This window comes from Pantoea sp. BJ2 (genome assembly GCF_040255075.1).
GTDB classification, from domain to species: Bacteria; Pseudomonadota; Gammaproteobacteria; order Enterobacterales; family Enterobacteriaceae; genus Pantoea; species Pantoea leporis.
The window spans coordinates 473,769-490,592 of sequence record NZ_CP158292.1 but is presented as its reverse complement, the minus strand read 5'-3'; the positions used below and the strand labels follow the sequence as shown (position 1 = coordinate 490,592).

Sequence of the window (16,824 nt, the reverse complement as noted above, 5' to 3'; positions counted from 1 at the left end):
CTTCTCCCCGCGTGAGAATTCCCCCTCACCTACTTCATGACCCCCTTTTAGCCAAAACACGAGAATTTTATGGACAACACACGTTCGTCAGCGTCACGCGCCGATGCCTCATCCCGCTGGATGCGGCCGCTCATCTTTACCCAGATTGCCGTCCAGGTGGGCATGGCACTCACCCCCTTTTGGGCATTATCTGTTGAAGCCGCCATCCGTCCGGGCGAAGAGACCTCACTCAGCAGCGCTGCCCAGCAGGCCAGTGGACTGGCTGAGGCGCATCAATCCGGTAACCTAAGCGGCTATCTCAGCCAGCAGGTCACTGGCGCCGCCGTAGGCCAGGCGCAAGAATGGCTAAAACAATGGGGAACCGCACGCGTCGAGCTTGGCACGGATGAACACTTTAAGCCGCAGACTGGCTCGTTTGACCTGCTGTTACCGCTCAATCAGACGCCGGACCGCCTATTTTTCGCTCAGCAAGGCCTGCGCAATAAAGACGGTCAATTTACTGGTAACCTCGGTCTCGGCCAGCGTCACTTCACTAGCCGCTGGATGTTTGGTTACAACGCCTTTTACGACCAGAACATTAGCCGCAGCCATAAACGAATGGGCATTGGTGCCGAAGCGTGGCGCGACTATCTCAAGCTTTCCGGAAATGGTTATTATCGCCTGAGCAGCTGGCGCAACTCTGTAGATGTTGAAGATTACGATGCTCGCCCGGCAAACGGGTTCGACCTTCGGGCCGAGGCCTGGCTACCCGTCTACCCGGCGATTGGCGGGCGTTTTATGTACGAAAAATACTACGGTGAAGAAGTTGCATTGTTCAGCAAAGAGAGGCGCCAAAGTAACCCTGCTGCCTTCACCGCAGGTTTGAGCTATACCCCGGTGCCATTGGTGTCGTTCACACTGGACCATAAAGCCAGTGGTCATCAGCGCGAATCCCAATTAGGCCTCCAGTTCAACTATCAATTGGGTCAGACGCTCAGTAGCCAGCTCGATCCCAGCGCCGTAAATCTAAACCGCACTTTAGCTGCTAACCGTATGGCGCTGGTTGAGCGTAATAACAATATCGTGCTGGAATATCGCAAACAGGAGCTGATTCAACTTGGCCTGCCGACCGAAATCAATGGCCGCAGCGGTAAAACCGTGGCTCTGAATTACAAGATCATCAGCAAGTACGGTCTGGCATCAATTATCTGGAACGACGCCGCGATCGTCGCTGCGGGTGGTCACATTCAGGACCTGGGTAACAACCAATACCAAATCGTGTTACCGCGCTTTATCGCTGGCGGCCATAACCGCTATACCCTGAGCGGCGTGGCCATAGACACACGTAATAACCGTTCGAAAGTTTCCTCGACTGTGGTCAACGTCAGTAGCCCGGCGATAAATGCCAGCACTAGCACGCTGAGCGCCTCGCCTGCCACTTTGCTTGCCGACGGTAAGGCCACGTCGCAGATCAGCATCCTGCTGCGCGATGAAAACGAGCAGCCAGTGACCGATGTGGCTGCGTCCATCGCGCTAAGTGCTACCGAGTTGAGCAACGCCCCGGAGAAAGCCGGTGTTGGTGCTCGCCCCAGCACCCATGCGGCTACCGCTGCCGCGAAGACGCCGGTGTTGAGTGCTGTCACAGAAAAAGGCAATGGCGAATACCTCGCCACGCTAACCGCCGGTACGCGTGCAGCAGACGTTAAACTCAGTGCCACCATCGATACGCTGCAACTGAGCCCGCTGACCATTAAACAAATTAGCGACACCGGTAGCGCCACCGTGGCTGACGGCGATCTACGTCTGACACGGGATAATGTAGTGGCCAACGGCAGTGCCATTGCTCGCGCAGAAGCTCGCGTGACAGATGCTATGGGCAACCCGGTTGCGGGTGTGACCGTGACCTTTGCATTGAGTGGCTCCGCGCAAGTCGCAGCAGGCAGTAGCCTGACGGCCATCAGCGACGACAACGGCTTGGTGGTAATAGCCTTTACCGATACCGCGGCAGAAACCATTACAGTTACCGCGTCTACCGCCAACGGCAGCGCCAACGCCCTGGCGAATTTCATTGCCGACGCATCCACCGCCGCACTGGATAGGAGTAACCTTACAGTTGATCGAACCACTGCCATCGCCAATGGTAGCGATTCTGTCACTTTCAGCGCGCTGATTAAGGATGCCAATGGCAATCCAGTACCGGGCGTGAAGCTCAACTGGCACAGTAACGGTGGTGCATTGAGTGCTGCTGTGAGTCAGAGTGGCAAAAACGGTATTGCCATCGTCACCTTGAAAGATACTGCGGCGCATGATGTGCAGGTACAGGCACAGCTTGGCACGCAGGCCGCCGTGGATGCACCCGTCATCAGCTTTACCGCCGATGCCGCTAGCGCCACCATCGACGCGCGCGACTTTATTGTGGATAAAACCAGTGCCGTGGCCGATGGCAGCGATCTCGTGACTTACACCATTACTGTGAAGGACAAAAACGGAAACCCGCTGCCCGCACAAGTTGTAAACTGGCAGACCTCACTCGGAACACTTAGCCAGACAACAAGCGTGACAGGGCCAGACGGCAAAACCCAGGTCACGCTGACCTCAACCCAAATGGGCCAGGCGGGTGTAAGCGCAGCGCTGGTTGGCAAACCCGCGCTAAGTGCCGTCCTCGTGACTTTCGCCGCCGATGCCAGCAGCGCGCGAATCGGCAGCGGCGATCTGACCGTGGATAAAACCACCATTGTGAGTAGCGGCACGGATGCAGCACGCTTTACGGCGGTGGTTAAAGACGCTAACGGCAACCCAGTGGCGCATCAGCAGGTCAACTGGACCAGCAACCTTGGCAAACTCAGCGATGCAACGTCTGTCACCAACGTCAACGGTGAGGCCACGGTTACCTTCACCGGTACCACTGTAGGGTCGGCGCAGATCATCGCTGCGGTCAACGGCAACCCGGCAAATGCACCGAGGGTAAACATCGTCGCCGACGCGGCATCGGCCCGTCTGGACAGCGGTGATCTCACCGCCAACAAAACTAGCGCGCTGGCTAACGGCAGCGACAGCGTGTCTTATACGGCACGGGTCATCGATGCCGCCGGTAACCTGGTGAGTGGCGTAACCGTTGGATGGAGTAGCGATCGCGGCACGCTGAGCAGTGCGGCCAGCGTGACTGGTCCGGACGGTAAGGCAACCATAACGTTAACGTCTACGGCTGCAGGTAACGCGCAAGTAAAGGCGGTGGTGAACAGCCGCGCAGCGGTTAATGCGCCGGTGGTTGACTTCAAGGCTGACGCCGCTTCGGCTAGCATCAGCGACGGTGATTTAACGGTAAACAAAACCAGCATCACAGCGGGCACTCTTGACATGGCGATCTTCCGCGCCGTAGTGAAAGACGCCCACGGCAACCCCGTAGCCAACCTGCCTGTGTCTTGGGCAACCAGCGGTGGAACGCTGAGCGGTACGACGTCTACCACCAATACCGCTGGTGAGGCCACTATCTCACTCACCGCCACATTAGCAGGCACCGTGCAGGTTAACGCTCGCGTCAACAGCAGCGCGGCTGTGAATGCACCGCCAGTGACGGTGACGGCAGATACCGCCAGTGCACAAATCGCCAATGGCGGTGTGACGGCGGACAAAGTCAGCGCCATCGCGAATAGCGGTGAGAAAATTACTTACAGTGCAACGATTAAGGATGCCTATGGCAACCCGCTGAGCAATTTATCTGTGAGCTGGAGCACCGACCGCGGCAACCTGGCGCAGAATAGCAGTAAAACCAACGTCTCAGGCGTGGCGACGGTAACGTTAAGCTCAACGGTTTTGGGAGCAGCTATCGTCACGGCGCAGCCGGGTAGCGGCACGGCGGTGGCGGCGACGGCGGTGGAGTTCACGGCGGAGAGCAGTAGCGCCAGCCTTAACGCCGGTGATCTGATCGTGGATGCACGACAAATTCCAGCGGACAACACCAGTAAAGCGACCTATACCGCACTGGTGAAAGATCGCTATGGCAATCCCGTGAAAGGGCTGCTTATCAACTGGACCACCAACTTTGGCCAACTTAACGGGCAAACACAGCGCACAGATGATGAGGGAAAATCGCATAATACCTTGCAATCAGGTGCACCAGGCAAAGGGATTGTCAGCGTGAGTGTCGGAGCCAACGCGCCAGTTACCGCACCGGAAGTCGAATTTGTGGTCGATAGCTCCACCGCCACGATTACATCAATGCAAACCTCTAAAAACGCGGTATACGGTTTTGGTGGCGATAATCCAGTGATTAGCGTGGTGGTAAAAAATGCGCAAAATCAGGCGGTACCCAATTACAAAGTTAACTGGTCGACCGATATTGGTAGCATCGATAGCGAATCATTCACTGATGCTACAGGTACGGCGACCGCCACTCTTGATAGCTTGCATGTGAACAGCAATAAGAGACAGGGCACTGTTCAAGCGTTGCTGGCTAACACTTCTCAGAAAACGATCAGTCAGACCATTACTCCGGTATACAGAGCCGGCAATCATCAATACCTTGCCCTTGCCTATGACTCGACTGGGGTAACACCGCCTGTTCAGGAGGTGAGAGATTTTTGTAACAATATGGGTGCCCATCTAGCTGGTTCCGCAGAATTGGCGGTATTTGCCCAGGAAGGCGGCGACTTTGTTGAAGCCAGAACGCTGTTAACACAAAGTGGATTCATCAGCACTTGGTATGCATTGAGTGATAGCTGGAAAGGCCTCAAAGGCAATTTCGATTCCACCCTAGGCACCGTAGGAGATATCGCCTCAAAATCAACAGCTCCTACTGTTTACATTGTTTGCACGCGATAAGTCATTCGGTATGCTCATTTTGGGTCGGCTGGACATGCCGACCCATTTTCTTTACCGCCCCCTTAGCACGTCACCCACACTGATCCCGCATCCGCAGACTTCACGCACTGCTCCACCCATCGCACGCCCATCAAACCGGCATGCGCGCCCGGATACCAGAAGTCTTTCAGGAATGCCTGATCGCTACGATCGGTGGCATCCATTGCCAGCGCAAAACGGCGATAGAGATTGGACCAGGCTTCAAACAATCCTTCCGGATGTCCGCCGCCAATACGGTCGTCAGCCAGCGCACTCGGATGCAGATAACCCATGCCGCGCTCGAGAATCTGCACCGGCTCGCCCTGCACTTCATAGCGCAGCTGATTCGGCTGCTCATCCCACCACTCCAGGCTGGCTTTCTCGCCGATCACCCGCACCTTCTGACCGTGCATCGAACCGCAGTTCACCGCCGATGCCCACATGGTGCCGACTGCGCCGTTGTCGTACTCCATCATCACGAAGGCGTTATCCTCCAGCGGCGCGCGGGTTTTGACAAAGCTCTGGCGGCTGCACAGCAGGCGTTTGATCTGCAGATGCGGCACCATTGTTTCGGCGATAAACAGCGGATGCGTCGCCAAATCGCCCAGCACATAGCTCGGCCCGACGAAGCGCGGATCGACGCGCCACTTGGTGCTCTCGTTCTGCAATTCTACCGCTTCGTTATGGAAGCCGTGCGCGAACTGCATGTTGATGATGCGGATCTCACCCAGTAAACCTGCGGCAATCATTTCGCGTGCCTGATGAATCAGCTGATGTCCGGCGTAACCATAAGTCACACCGATGATTTTCTTCTTCTCAGCACACAGCTGTTCCAGCTCATCGGCCTCGGCAGCGGTGAAGCACAGCGGCTTCTCACACACCACATGGAGACCCGCATTCAGTGCGGCGCGGCAGATGGCGAAGTGCGTGTTATTGGGTGTGGCGATCGACACCGCTTCGATGCCGTCGGCGCGCGCCGCTTCTGCCGCAAACAGGGTTTCGTAATCTGCGTAGCAGCGATCGGCTTCGATACCTAGCGAAGTGCCAAAGGCGCGGCCGCGCTCGGCGTTGATATCGAATGCGCCTGCCAGCAGCGTGAAGTTGTTATCACGCGTGGCCGCCGAACGGTGAATGTAACCAATCTGGCTGGTGCCGCCACCGCCAACCATGCCCCAGCGCAGCGAGCGATCCAGAGCCTTAATGCCGTTGATCATGTTGTTCTCCTCAGAATCCGACCGATTGCAAATAGTGCAGGCTGGCGGTGACGTCACGCAGGCTGGTGTCGGCATCACGCGGATCGCGCTCCTGCTCGACGGTGATCCAGCCCTGATAATTGCGCTCCGCCAGGAAGGCGCGCACCGCTGGATAATCAATTGCCCCTTTGCCAATCGGGCACATCACGCCTTCTGCGCAGGCGGCAAAGAAATCGACGCCGCGCGCAATCACGTCGCGCCATACCGCATCGTTAACGTCTTTAAAGTGCAGATAATCGATGCGATCCCAGTAGCGGCTGAGGTAAGGAATCGGATCCATGCCGGAGTAGTACAGATGGCCGGTGTCGAGGCACAAACCAGCGACTTCATGCGGAATGTCTTCCACCAGCTGTTGCAGCTCGTCGGCGAACTCAATGCATCCGCCGGCATGCGGATGGATCACCGCACGCACGCCGTATTCGTTCCAGGCAATCTGGCTCAGCGTGGTGATGTGCTGCATCATGCGCTGCCACGCTTCAGCTGACAGGCGCGGCGCCTTGGCGGATTGACCGGCGTATTTGGCGCGTTCTGGATTACCGAAGTCGATAATCACCAGATAAGGTGCGGGCTTGTTGTCCGCATGGGTTTTGGTCGCGGTCGGTACCAGAGACAGGTTACGACAGATGTTGTGCGTCAGTTCAACCATCGCCGGGAAATTGGCTTCACTCACCAAATCATCAAAAATGGTGCCCGCCACCAGCGACAAGTCGTGCGCTTCCAGCTGCTGACGCAGTTCGGCAGGCTCAACCGGCAGATAGCTCCATGGGCCCAGCTCAATGCTTTTATAACCGGCCTGCGACGCTTCACTCAGGACTTTCTGCCACGGCGGCAGGAAGGGATTTTTCGGGTCATCAACGCCCCAGCTACAGGGCGCGTTAGCAATATGGATAGTCATGATCGTTCCTTGCGGTAGTGGATGGCGCAAGTATCAAATAAATATTTCATCATCAACAACCATGAAACATTCATTTTTTGATAGCGATCATAGTATTTCGCATCATTAAAATGATAGAAAATATATCAAATACAGCAACGACGCGGCCTACAGGTTTTCACGCGTGACGATATCAAACGGCAGGATGATCTGGGAGAAATGATCGCCCGGCTGCGCATGATGCTGCTGCACCATCTGCGCCAGGCGCATGGCCATTTCGTCGATGCGGTTGCGGATCATCACCGTAATGGTGCCATCAATCAGCGCCAGCTCGCCCTCTTTCACCGGACCATGACATATCAACGCCACCTTACGCTGCGGCTGCTGGCGCAACGCATGAATCACGCCCTCAATGCCGCCGCAAGGCGCGAAGATCAGTGCCAAATCGGCATGTTCTTCCAGTAACTGACGCGTGGAACGGTAGCCGCCATCAATCGATTCATTGGTTTTCAGCGGCTCCAGCACGCGTCGCGCGCTGTCCTGCTCACGCAGATAGGAGCGGAAACTGATCTCATTGCTCTCCTGACAGATAAAGCGATGGTCGCCCACCAGCACGCCGACCGAACCCGGCTGATGCAACAGGTGCGTGGCAATCCACGCGGCGGTGCGTCCGGCTTTCTGGTTATCCAGACCGACATAACCGGCGTGACCGCACGGCGAAAAGTTGGAAAACAGCGCATAAACCCGCACGCCCTGACGCGATATGTTTTCTATCGCATGGCGAATCAGCGGGTGGTCCAGCGCAACTAAGCCAATCGCATCCACCTGCTCGGCCAGCGCATACAGCGAGGTCACCACCGCTTCCACATCATCAATGTCGTGCCAGGTAAAAATCGGTTCGCTGCCTGCCGGATGAAACGGCTGCGTATGCTGGCGTAGCGCATCAGTGAGGGAATGATAGAACGAGTAGGATTTTGACAGCAGGATAAAGCCCATGCGCAGCGTCACGCTGGCGGCTGGCACGGTGCCGCTCAGCAGCGGCACATTGCCGATGCGATAACCGAGGCGATTAGCAGCTTCCAGCACCTTCTGCTCCGTTGCGGCGCGCACCGGTGCACGACGATTTAACACGCGATCGACGGTCGCCACGCCAACACCGGCGGCGGTGGCAATCGCGGTCATGGTGATTTTACTCATGCGCTACTTCCTGAATGATATGATAATAAATTATCAAAAATAATGCCCTAACCTGCGGTAAATAACCAATCACCCCGCACAGGAATCATCAGTAATTGGCTTCAAGTGATAGGGAATCTCTCATTATTTTGATCGCTCTCGCAAAAATGAAATAACTCATTTCATCTCAATACCATTCAGAATAAATGTTTGATATTCATGTGCGTATTCAAAGCGGTCTGGCTGATGGTTTCACATCAGAATACGTGATGAAGCGCGTAAAAAGATCAGTATGGTCATCATCAAAGTCCGCACCGCTTAACGCTCAGGAGAAAACAATGAAAATCGCTTTTGATGTGGATGTAATCAGGGATCTCGGCATCACGCGCATGGTGCATCAGGTGGCGGAATGGGGCTACAAGTACATCGAGCAGTCGCCGCACCCGCAGATCAACCCGTTTTATAAACATCCGAAAGCCAGCCGTGAAATCATGCGCGAATACAAAAACGCGCTGAATGCCACCGGGCTGGAGATCTCCTCGTTCATTACCGTATATCGCTGGTCTGGCCCGGATGAACTGCGTCGTCAGGCGGCGGTGAAGAACTGGAAACGCATGATCGAGATTGCCGTCGAAATGGGTGTGCAGGTGATCAACACCGAGCTGTCGGGCAATCCCAACGAGCCAGAAATTTGTGAAGAGATGTTCTATCGTTCGATGGAAGAGCTGCTGCCGATCATCGAACGTGAAGGCATCCGCGTCGAAATTCAGGCGCATCCGTGGGATTTCTGCGAGCAAAGCAACGAAACTGCAGACATTGTGAAGTCGTTCCGCAGCGAAAACGTGAAATACATCTACAGCGCACCGCACACCTTCTATTACGACAAAGGTGTGGGCGATGTGAAGAACATGCTGCATTACGCCGGCGACGATCTTTCACATATGCTGATCGCCGATACCATGAACCACACTAAGCACTGCCGTTATATCGTCAACCCGCCAGGCGTGGATGCCACCATCCACCAGCACGTGGCGGTCGGTGAAGGCGAAGTGAATTTCGATGCGCTGTTTGAAGCACTGCGCGAGATGAATTTTGCCAACCGCACCTTTAAGGTTGGCGGCGAGTCGATTATTTCGGCGGCACTGTTCGGTTATCCGGAGAAGATGAAGTATCAGGCGGTGGAGACCCGCGAACTGATTGAGCGTGAGCTGTTGGGATAGTTGAGTGCGCGCTGATGCCCTCACCCTAACCCTCTCCCACCGGGAGAGGGAACGGGATGGTGCGGCTTGCTCGATTGATCCCTTCTCCCGCTGGCGGGAGAAGGTTAGGATGAGGGCCCGCTCTATTGGAATGCACGCAACATGAAAGCAGTGACGCTGGCCGAGCTGGCAAAACAACTGGGCGTCGGTGTCGCCACGGTTGACCGGGTACTCAACGATCGCGGTGGCGTATCGCCCGCCATGAGCAAAAAAATCCTGCAGGCCGCTCGTGACGCCGGTTTAAAACGCATTCTGCCCGAGGAGCATCGCCATCCGTGGCAGATCGAAGTGCTGCTCAGCGGCAACGCCTCCTTCTTCTTTCAGCAATTAGCGCAAGACTTTGCCAAACTCGCCGACCAACTCGGTTATCGCCGCCTGCGTCTGCATCGCACGCTGATCCCGGAAAATGCACCGGAAAAACTCGCCGCACACATCACCGCCAGCAGTAAAAAGATGGATGCGCTGATCGTCTTCGCCCATCAAAACCCGCTGATCTACGATGCGCTCGCCGCCTGTAAAGCGCGCGGCGTGCCGGTGATCACGCTGGTCGCCGATCTGCCCGATGCCGCGCGGCTGTGCCACGTCGGTATCGATCAATACAAAGCCGGGCGCACCGCCGGTTTGATGCTCGGTAGCATGCTGTCGCAGCCGGGTGAAGTGGTGTTGATGAGCGGACGCGCGGATTACGCAGCCCACCGCCTGCGCATTGAGGGCTTTCAGGCGGTGCTGGCCGAACGCTTTCCGCAGCTGCGCCTGCGCGAGATTCTTGCCGGTCAGGATGAGCGCGAACGCATCAGCCGCCTGTTAGAAAAAACGCTGGCCGCCTCGCCGCCGATTGTCGGGCTGTATAACACCGGCATTGGCAACACACAGGTGCACGAAGCGCTGGCGCGTCATCGTCTCGACGGTAAAGTGCTGTACGTCACGCACGAGTTGTACAGCACCACACGCCGACTGTTGCAGGATCGCGTGCTGAACCTCACCCTCGATCAAAACACCCTGCGCCATGCTCAGCTCGCCTTAACGCTAATGCTGCGGCATCTGGAAGAGGGCGACATTCCCGACACCTATCAGCCTGGTAGAGTGGACTTTATGCTGTTTACGCAAGAGAACTTTACATAATCGGACTTTGCGTCCCACCGCCAGCGCGGTTAAATCGCCTGTATCACGCGCTGCTACACTCAGTAGCAGCAAAAATACAATCACAACAAGGCGAAACCACTATGTCGGAACATCAGTATCAGCCCGCGAAAGTCTGGACCTGGGACCCGGAAGCCAAAGGTAACGGCGCGAAAACCAACCGTCCAACCGCCGGGCCGACGCATGACAAAACCTTGCCGGTCGGCAAACATCCGCTGCAGCTATACTCGCTCGGCACGCCAAACGGCCAGAAAATTACTATCCTGCTGGAAGAGTTACTGGCGGTGGGTGCCAAAGACGCCGAGTACGATGCCTGGCTGATCCGTATCGGCGATGGCGATCAGTTCTCTAGCGGTTTTGTCGATGTAAACCCGAACTCGAAAATCCCGGCCCTGAGCGACCATTCCGTCACGCCACCGCAGCGCGTATTTGAATCCGGCAATATCCTGCTCTATCTGGCCGAGAAGTTCGGTCACTTCCTGCCGACCTCGCTGGCAGGCCGCACCGAAACCCTGAACTGGCTGTTCTGGCTGCAAGGTTCTGCGCCGTACCTCGGCGGCGGCTTTGGTCACTTCTATCACTATGCGCCCGAGAAAATCGAATACGCCATCAACCGCTTTACGCTGGAAGCTAAACGTCAGCTGGACGTGCTGGATCGTCAACTGGCCGACCATCGCTTCCTCGCCGGTGACGAATACACCATCGCCGATATCGCCACCTGGCCGTGGTACGGCAATCTGGTGCTGAACAACCAATATGGCGGCAGCGAATTCCTTGATGTGCAGTCGTACAAAAATGTGGTGCGCTGGGCAAAAGAGATTGCCGAGCGTCCGGCGGTGATTCGCGGGCGTAAAGTAAATCGCGCCTTTGGTGCCGAGCCGCAGGATCAGCTGCTGGAGCGCCATGATGCCGCCGATTTCGATAACAACACTGAAGACAAACGCCAGGCGCGAGGAGAGAAATAATGGCTGCATATGTGGTGTTTATTAAGGACGAAACCTTAGACCAGGACGAGCTGGCGACGTATGCCGAGAAAGCCGGACAGGCGCGCGGCGACCGCCCCATCACCCCGTTGGCGTTTTATGGCGCCCTGGAAACGCTGGAAGGCCCGGAAGCGGAAGGCGTGGTGGTGCTCGAATTCCCGGATGCTGAGGCGGCGAAAGGCTGGTATTTCAGCCCGGCGTATCAGGAAGCCAAAGCGCATCGCCTGAAAGGCGCGAAATACCGCGTGCTGCTGGTTAATGGCGTAGAGTAATTAACGTAAGGTCGCCATTCATGGCGACCTTTGCAAAGGTCACGCTTATCCCAACTTAAATAACGAAATCGCCTGCTTCAGCGCATTGGCCTGCTGCTGTTGCTGCTGCGCCACTTGCAGCGTTTCGGCCACGTGCTGCACGTTATGATGCACGCTGTGATCAATGCTATTGATGCTCTGCTGAATCTGCTCAATGCTCAAATTCTGCTGCTCACTCATCGCCGACAGTTCCGTCACCAGCTGCGATAACCCGCTAATACTGCTGTGAATCTCGCGCATGGTTTGCGCCGCATGCTCCACCTGCACGGTGCCATGTTCGGTGCTGGTGGAACTGGCATCCATCAGTTGACGAATTTCGCGTGCCGCACTTTCGCTGCGCATCGCCAGATTACGCACTTCGCTGGCGACCACGGCAAAACCGCGTCCCTGATTACCAGCACGCGCCGCTTCCACCGAGGCGTTCAGCGACAGAATGTTGGTCTGAAACGCAATGCCGTCGATCAGCTCCAGGATGATCTTCACCCTTCTCGACTCTTCGCTGATTTTCTCCATCGAGCGAATCGCCGACTGGATATTCTCTTCACCACGCGTCGCCACCGCGCGGGTTTCACTCGCCAGCTCGCACGCGCTTTGCGCTTTGTCCCGGGTTAAGCTGGCAGCGATACTGATTTCGCTCATAGCGCTGGCCGCCACTTCCAGCGCTTGCGCCTGCTCGTCGGTACGCGTCGAGAGCGCGGCGTTGCGCTCCAGAATGCTGTCGGATTCCGCCAGCAGTTGACCGACGCCGTCGCTGACCTGATGCAAAGTGCCGTGTAGGGTCCCAAGCGTAGTACTGAAGGTGCGCGCGAACGGCGTTTCACTCTGCTGAGTATCGGCACGCAGCGTGAGATAACCGGCTTGCTGATTAATGTGTGCCGCCAGTTGCGCCACTTCGCTGGCCGAGCGCGCATCCGCTGCCATCTGGCGTGCAATCACCAGCAGCATCGCGGTTTGCACCACGACAAACAGCGCGTGGAAAAACACCATGTCCCAGCCGGGATGATGAAACACCACCACGCCAAACAGATCATTTTCCTGCAGATAATTGAATAACACATGATGCGTGGCCGCCGCCGCCGCGCCCATCAATAACGGGCGCACATCTCGCCACGCCAGCAGCGCCGACATCAACACAAACACCGAGAAGTGGTATTCGGTTGCGCCACCGCCAACCTGAATAAGCAGCCCAGCCCAGCCGATTAACAGCGCGGATAAGACCAGCCGCGACGTAAGCGTACCGCGCAGCGCGGTGCCGAAAAACGTCGCCAGCAGCGCCAATACCAAACCCGCAATTAGCGCCACCAGCACGCTGTCATTTAGCCAGCCAACGCCAAGTGCAATCGGCAACAGCGCCCAACTGAGGATCACCGCCAGGCTATCCGCGCGCTGTGCGATACGTTTGAGCGAAACCATCTCCACCGGCGAAGCCGCCGGGCCTGACAAGGGCGTTGCGATCATGACATTTTTCCACACCAGAAGTTGATCGTAGAGCCCCAAAATCGTGGGGCAAAGCGCACGGACTCAGTGGTAAAAAACATCGGCAAGGCGGGAGGAAAGTTTAGTTGTGCTGATTAACGACGCGCAGAGCTGTGAGTATGATTACCTAAACCATGCAACACAATTTCATTCCCTTCAGCGTAGAAAGCGATAGACTTGTTAGCAATGAATGCTCTCAGAACATTAACGGATAGATGCTAACTATGGATTCACCTTGCACTCTCAGCGTCCTGGTCACGGCTCACAATTGCGAAAAATACATTGTTGAGACGTTAAACAGCCTCAAAAAGGCCTGCTCTGGCGTTGAGGATGCGGTCGAGGTTGTGTTGGTGAATGACGCATCCACAGATAACACCAGCGAGTTGCTGCACAGCTTTGCCGCTTCATTCAGCCAGGTGAAAATTTTTGACGTGCTGTTCCGTAACATCGGCAAAGTGAGAAATTTTGGCGTCAGCAAATGCAGCGGCCACTTTGTCACGATGCTGGATGGTGACGATCAGCTTTTGCCGAACTCTTTTGCTGACATCGTGCAGTTTTTGCAGGCGCAACAACCCGATATTCTGCTGGCGCCGCTGAATGAAATTTATGAAAAGAAGACCAAACTACACCAGTGGAAAGGTTTGCAGGTTAACGCCTTGTCGCAACATCAGGTGATTGAAAAATTCCTTATCCATCGTGATATCCAGGCGCATTTTATCGGTCAGTTTATTAAACGCTCGCTGTTGGAAGATAACCATTTCCCTGACTTCAGTTGCTACGAAGATGCGTATTTATTCCCCTCGATTCTGAAAGCCAGTCAGACGATATTTTTAGCGAAGCAGAGCCCGTATCTCTATTTCAAACGAGAAAAAAGTCTCTCCAGCGCGCTGGATGCCGATAAAATATCGATGCTGATCAAAGCCACGCAACAGATGGATAATGTGCTCGGTGAAAGCTACCGCAACCTGCTCGCTTGTCACTGGATCAATCTGGCGCATAAGTTTTATCCGCTGATTCACGATGAACATGAGAAACAGGTGGTGAAGCAGGCGATTGAAAACGTCTCTTTCGTTTCATTCCTGCTGGATAGTAAAGTCAGATTTAGTTTGAAGAAAAAATATCTGAGAATGAAATTGCGGAAAATGGGCTGAAACGTTGAGAAAATCGGTCGCCTTCAATGGCGACCTGACAAATATTAGATATGCGTTCGGGGCTTATGCTGCATCAGCGCATAGCTCATAATAATCGATGCCATCAGAATAAACACTGAACTGCTTTGAATCCATACGGTATCAGTCAAACCGAATATAAAAATGGAAACAGGAAGCAGCGCGACATCTAATGCCCGACGACGCATTGCCGCCACAATTAAACCCACATAAAAAAGAATCAGGGTGACAGCACCCGCGATACCTTGCAGCGAAAGCGTTTCTAAAAAATCATCGTGCAAGTGATACATCACATTTTTATAAGCCTCAGGATTAGCGCGTTCATAGGTTTTAATATAAACGCGCGCTTTATCCGTTCTGTCATCCGGACTTTGCCCCAGCAGCGACCAGGAAACGCTGTGATAGCCACTTTTCCAGATCGAGAAGCGCGCACCAATTGAGGTATCATTATTTTTCTGATAGCTGTCTATTTCGTTCTGGATGTTGTCCAACCGATGCATAATGGAGCTGGGCATGAAGAACAGCCCCCCCGCAATGCACAGAACTAAAATCACCAGCGAATATTTTCCTGCCCAGCGATGAACCAGATAAAAACAGAGCAAGTATAAAACGGGCAGCACCAACACCGCCGCACGTGACTCAGTGAGGAACATCAGCAGCATATTCACCACAAAGATAGCGGTGAACAGCAGAATTTGATTAAGGCGGCGAACTATGACCTTATTCACAATAAACAGGGCAGTTAATGCTAACGCCGTCATCAGGTATGAAACGGTACCGGCTGAATCGGTGAGTAATTTAATGCGTTGCTGCGTCTGAGCATGTTCGTACCAGCCGGCGCCCAGCGTCAGCAGCAAGCCAAAAATTAACAAGCCTACGCTAATGCGCAGGACTTTCGTTGACAAACAGTGACGCCACGCAATGAAAAAATAGCTGACAAAAGCGGAGATAATGAAAAGTTTACCGCCCTGAAAATAGTTATCCACTACATCGCTAAAATAGGCATCGGCATAAATACGCGACCATATTACCCTGACTATGCCCAATAATAGAATGGGAATAGCGACGATGAAAGCACTCTTATCGATAATGAATTTTCTTTTTATTCCCTGGGCCAGCAGAAAAAATAGCGTTAAATAACCCACCAGATAAAATGTTTTCTTAGGATATGCGGGGATAACTAACGAGGTCGCAAATGCCAGGGTTAACAGCAAAAAGCACAGCTGATAAATATTGCTTTCGGTTAACAGCGGCTTTAAACGTAAAGTCTGCACTCAAAAATACCTCATTTTAAAATACTTAATGCGCCAATAGAGTGCCGGCATCCATTGATGACTACGGAACAAAAATTTGTACATTCTCTTCGCTTGTTGCGCGTTTTTCGGTGTTTCAAAAGAGACGTCGGCTAATGGCGAAATCTGATAAAGATCGCGATAGTAATGGCCAACGTGCTGTTGATTCCACCGCTGCCAGGGTTTATCGGCACCCGCATAATGCAATAAGCAGGTATTTTTCGGCACATCCTGTGTATAACCGCTATCATCGTGTGAGAGCATATTGATGGTGTTAAAGCGCGTTTCCGTAAATATCACACGGTCCTCAAGCAACGTATTCAACGCATCCTGATCAAGATACTGGAATTGTTTTCCCTTTTCGCTAAGCAAATTAAAAGCGCGTTCACTGATCTGCTCGCGGTTCCACTTTTGAACATCAATCAGCATCATGCCGGCATTAAAATAGCGCTTTCCACGCAAGCCCACCTTTTCAGCCAACTGCGGTTGCAATGCCTGAATCTCGCCAACCACCAAGGCAATAACGTCAGCTGGCATGGCAATCTGCCATAATTCATCAAGAGGATTCAGACACACCATATCGGCATCGAGATAAAGCAATTTAGTGGCATGCGGCAAGATAAGCGGAGCGAGAAAACGATAATAGGTCGCGCGAGTGAACAACTCTGTGGTAGGGAACGCGCTAAACAAACTATCCTGAATAGGATGCAGCGTTAACCCATGTGGCGATCCAGCGAATATTTTTTCCAGACGCGCAGTATCAACTGCAGATATTTCCGAAGAGATAAGATGAAAGTGATAACGAACATCATTGGCATGCTTGATTATCGACATGATGGTAATCAGCGAGTGGCCAATGAATTTACCATCAACACCAAAAAAAATATGCCGGTCGCTGTGCGCGGGAAAAAGGTGCTGAGAATTTATGGTGTTGAGAATCTCTTTATCCATCCTGCACTTCTCTCCGGTCGAAAGCATGCGTTCTGTTAATGCATCATGCCTGAGCAATCATTAACCAGAGACAATTCTGGTTGCAGCCGGAGTTTATCAGTCAGAGTTAGGCAAATAAAGCG

At 54.1% G+C, this 16,824-nt stretch carries 12 protein-coding genes; 6 read left to right on the top strand and 6 right to left on the bottom strand.

Annotation, left to right across the window (positions count from 1 at the left end):
* Positions 1-69: 69 nt before the first annotated feature.
* On the top strand, positions 70-4,800 hold the full coding sequence (locus AAF463_RS02105; protein ID WP_350261451.1) for an Ig-like domain-containing protein: 4,731 nt from the start codon (positions 70-72) through the stop codon (positions 4,798-4,800).
* A 62-nt stretch (positions 4,801-4,862) separates the two neighbouring features.
* On the opposite strand, the gene AAF463_RS02100 is transcribed toward AAF463_RS02105, so the two are convergent.
* The 3 genes from AAF463_RS02100 to AAF463_RS02090 all read right to left on the bottom strand — a co-directional run bounded on the left by AAF463_RS02100 (position 4,863) and on the right by AAF463_RS02090 (position 8,142).
* Entirely contained in the window at positions 4,863-6,032 is a 1,170-nt protein-coding gene (locus tag AAF463_RS02100; RefSeq protein ID WP_350261450.1) for a Gfo/Idh/MocA family oxidoreductase, read from the bottom strand.
* A gap of 10 nt (positions 6,033-6,042) precedes the next feature.
* Positions 6,043-6,966 (bottom strand): TIM barrel protein, encoded by a 924-nt coding sequence (locus tag AAF463_RS02095; protein WP_110868105.1) that lies wholly within the window; start codon positions 6,964-6,966, stop codon positions 6,043-6,045.
* Between the two features lie 147 nt (positions 6,967-7,113).
* Positions 7,114-8,142 (bottom strand): LacI family DNA-binding transcriptional regulator, encoded by a 1,029-nt coding sequence (locus AAF463_RS02090; RefSeq protein WP_350261449.1) that lies wholly within the window; start codon positions 8,140-8,142, stop codon positions 7,114-7,116.
* A gap of 317 nt (positions 8,143-8,459) precedes the next feature.
* On the opposite strand from AAF463_RS02090, the gene AAF463_RS02085 reads away from it, so the two are divergent.
* From AAF463_RS02085 to AAF463_RS02070, 4 genes are all read left to right on the top strand, one after another.
* Positions 8,460-9,341 (top strand): sugar phosphate isomerase/epimerase, encoded by an 882-nt coding sequence (locus tag AAF463_RS02085; RefSeq protein WP_007888450.1) that lies wholly within the window; start codon positions 8,460-8,462, stop codon positions 9,339-9,341.
* Positions 9,342-9,482: 141 nt separating this feature from the next.
* Positions 9,483-10,502: a LacI family DNA-binding transcriptional regulator gene (locus AAF463_RS02080; protein ID WP_101762326.1), complete on the top strand. Its 1,020-nt coding sequence runs from the start codon at positions 9,483-9,485 to the stop codon at positions 10,500-10,502.
* 101 nt (positions 10,503-10,603) lie between these two features.
* Positions 10,604-11,485 (top strand): glutathione-dependent disulfide-bond oxidoreductase, encoded by an 882-nt coding sequence (gene yghU, locus AAF463_RS02075; RefSeq protein ID WP_137385013.1) that lies wholly within the window; start codon positions 10,604-10,606, stop codon positions 11,483-11,485.
* Complete coding sequence (locus tag AAF463_RS02070) at positions 11,485-11,775, top strand: DUF1330 domain-containing protein (RefSeq protein WP_350261448.1); 291 nt, start codon at positions 11,485-11,487, stop codon at positions 11,773-11,775. The genes yghU and AAF463_RS02070 overlap by 1 nt, the downstream gene beginning before the upstream one ends.
* Before the next feature lie 45 nt (positions 11,776-11,820).
* Here the strand turns inward: AAF463_RS02070 and AAF463_RS02065 are convergent, their stop codons facing one another.
* Positions 11,821-13,272 (bottom strand): methyl-accepting chemotaxis protein, encoded by a 1,452-nt coding sequence (locus AAF463_RS02065; protein ID WP_350261447.1) that lies wholly within the window; start codon positions 13,270-13,272, stop codon positions 11,821-11,823.
* 233 nt (positions 13,273-13,505) lie between these two features.
* On the opposite strand from AAF463_RS02065, the gene AAF463_RS02060 reads away from it, so the two are divergent.
* Positions 13,506-14,441 carry a glycosyltransferase family 2 protein gene (locus tag AAF463_RS02060; protein WP_350261446.1) on the top strand — a complete coding sequence of 312 codons (936 nt, stop codon included), beginning with the start codon at positions 13,506-13,508 and terminating at the stop codon, positions 14,439-14,441.
* Between the two features lie 44 nt (positions 14,442-14,485).
* Here AAF463_RS02060 and AAF463_RS02055 read toward each other — a convergent pair whose 3' ends face one another.
* Together AAF463_RS02055 and AAF463_RS02050 are read right to left on the bottom strand one after the other, a co-directional pair.
* Positions 14,486-15,733 carry an O-antigen ligase family protein gene (locus AAF463_RS02055; protein WP_350261445.1) on the bottom strand — a complete coding sequence of 416 codons (1,248 nt, stop codon included), beginning with the start codon at positions 15,731-15,733 and terminating at the stop codon, positions 14,486-14,488.
* Entirely contained in the window at positions 15,734-16,702 is a 969-nt protein-coding gene (locus tag AAF463_RS02050) for a glycosyltransferase (RefSeq protein WP_350261444.1), read from the bottom strand. It abuts the gene before it with no gap.
* Between the last annotated feature and the right edge of the window lie 122 nt (positions 16,703-16,824).

What these genes read in the sequence shown, in the direction of transcription:
- AAF463_RS02105 (WP_350261451.1), top strand. Translation starts at nt 70, where the DNA reads ATGGACAACACACGTTCGTCAGCGTCACGCGCCGATGCCTCATCCCGC.
- AAF463_RS02100 (WP_350261450.1), bottom strand. Translation starts at nt 6,032, where the DNA reads ATGATCAACGGCATTAAGGCTCTGGATCGCTCGCTGCGCTGGGGCATG.
- AAF463_RS02095 (WP_110868105.1), bottom strand. Translation starts at nt 6,966, where the DNA reads ATGACTATCCATATTGCTAACGCGCCCTGTAGCTGGGGCGTTGATGAC.
- AAF463_RS02090 (WP_350261449.1), bottom strand. Translation starts at nt 8,142, where the DNA reads ATGAGTAAAATCACCATGACCGCGATTGCCACCGCCGCCGGTGTTGGC.
- AAF463_RS02085 (WP_007888450.1), top strand. Translation starts at nt 8,460, where the DNA reads ATGAAAATCGCTTTTGATGTGGATGTAATCAGGGATCTCGGCATCACG.
- AAF463_RS02080 (WP_101762326.1), top strand. Translation starts at nt 9,483, where the DNA reads ATGAAAGCAGTGACGCTGGCCGAGCTGGCAAAACAACTGGGCGTCGGT.
- yghU (WP_137385013.1), top strand. Translation starts at nt 10,604, where the DNA reads ATGTCGGAACATCAGTATCAGCCCGCGAAAGTCTGGACCTGGGACCCG.
- AAF463_RS02070 (WP_350261448.1), top strand. Translation starts at nt 11,485, where the DNA reads ATGGCTGCATATGTGGTGTTTATTAAGGACGAAACCTTAGACCAGGAC.
- AAF463_RS02065 (WP_350261447.1), bottom strand. Translation starts at nt 13,272, where the DNA reads ATGATCGCAACGCCCTTGTCAGGCCCGGCGGCTTCGCCGGTGGAGATG.
- AAF463_RS02060 (WP_350261446.1), top strand. Translation starts at nt 13,506, where the DNA reads ATGCTAACTATGGATTCACCTTGCACTCTCAGCGTCCTGGTCACGGCT.
- AAF463_RS02050 (WP_350261444.1), bottom strand. Translation starts at nt 16,702, where the DNA reads ATGGATAAAGAGATTCTCAACACCATAAATTCTCAGCACCTTTTTCCC.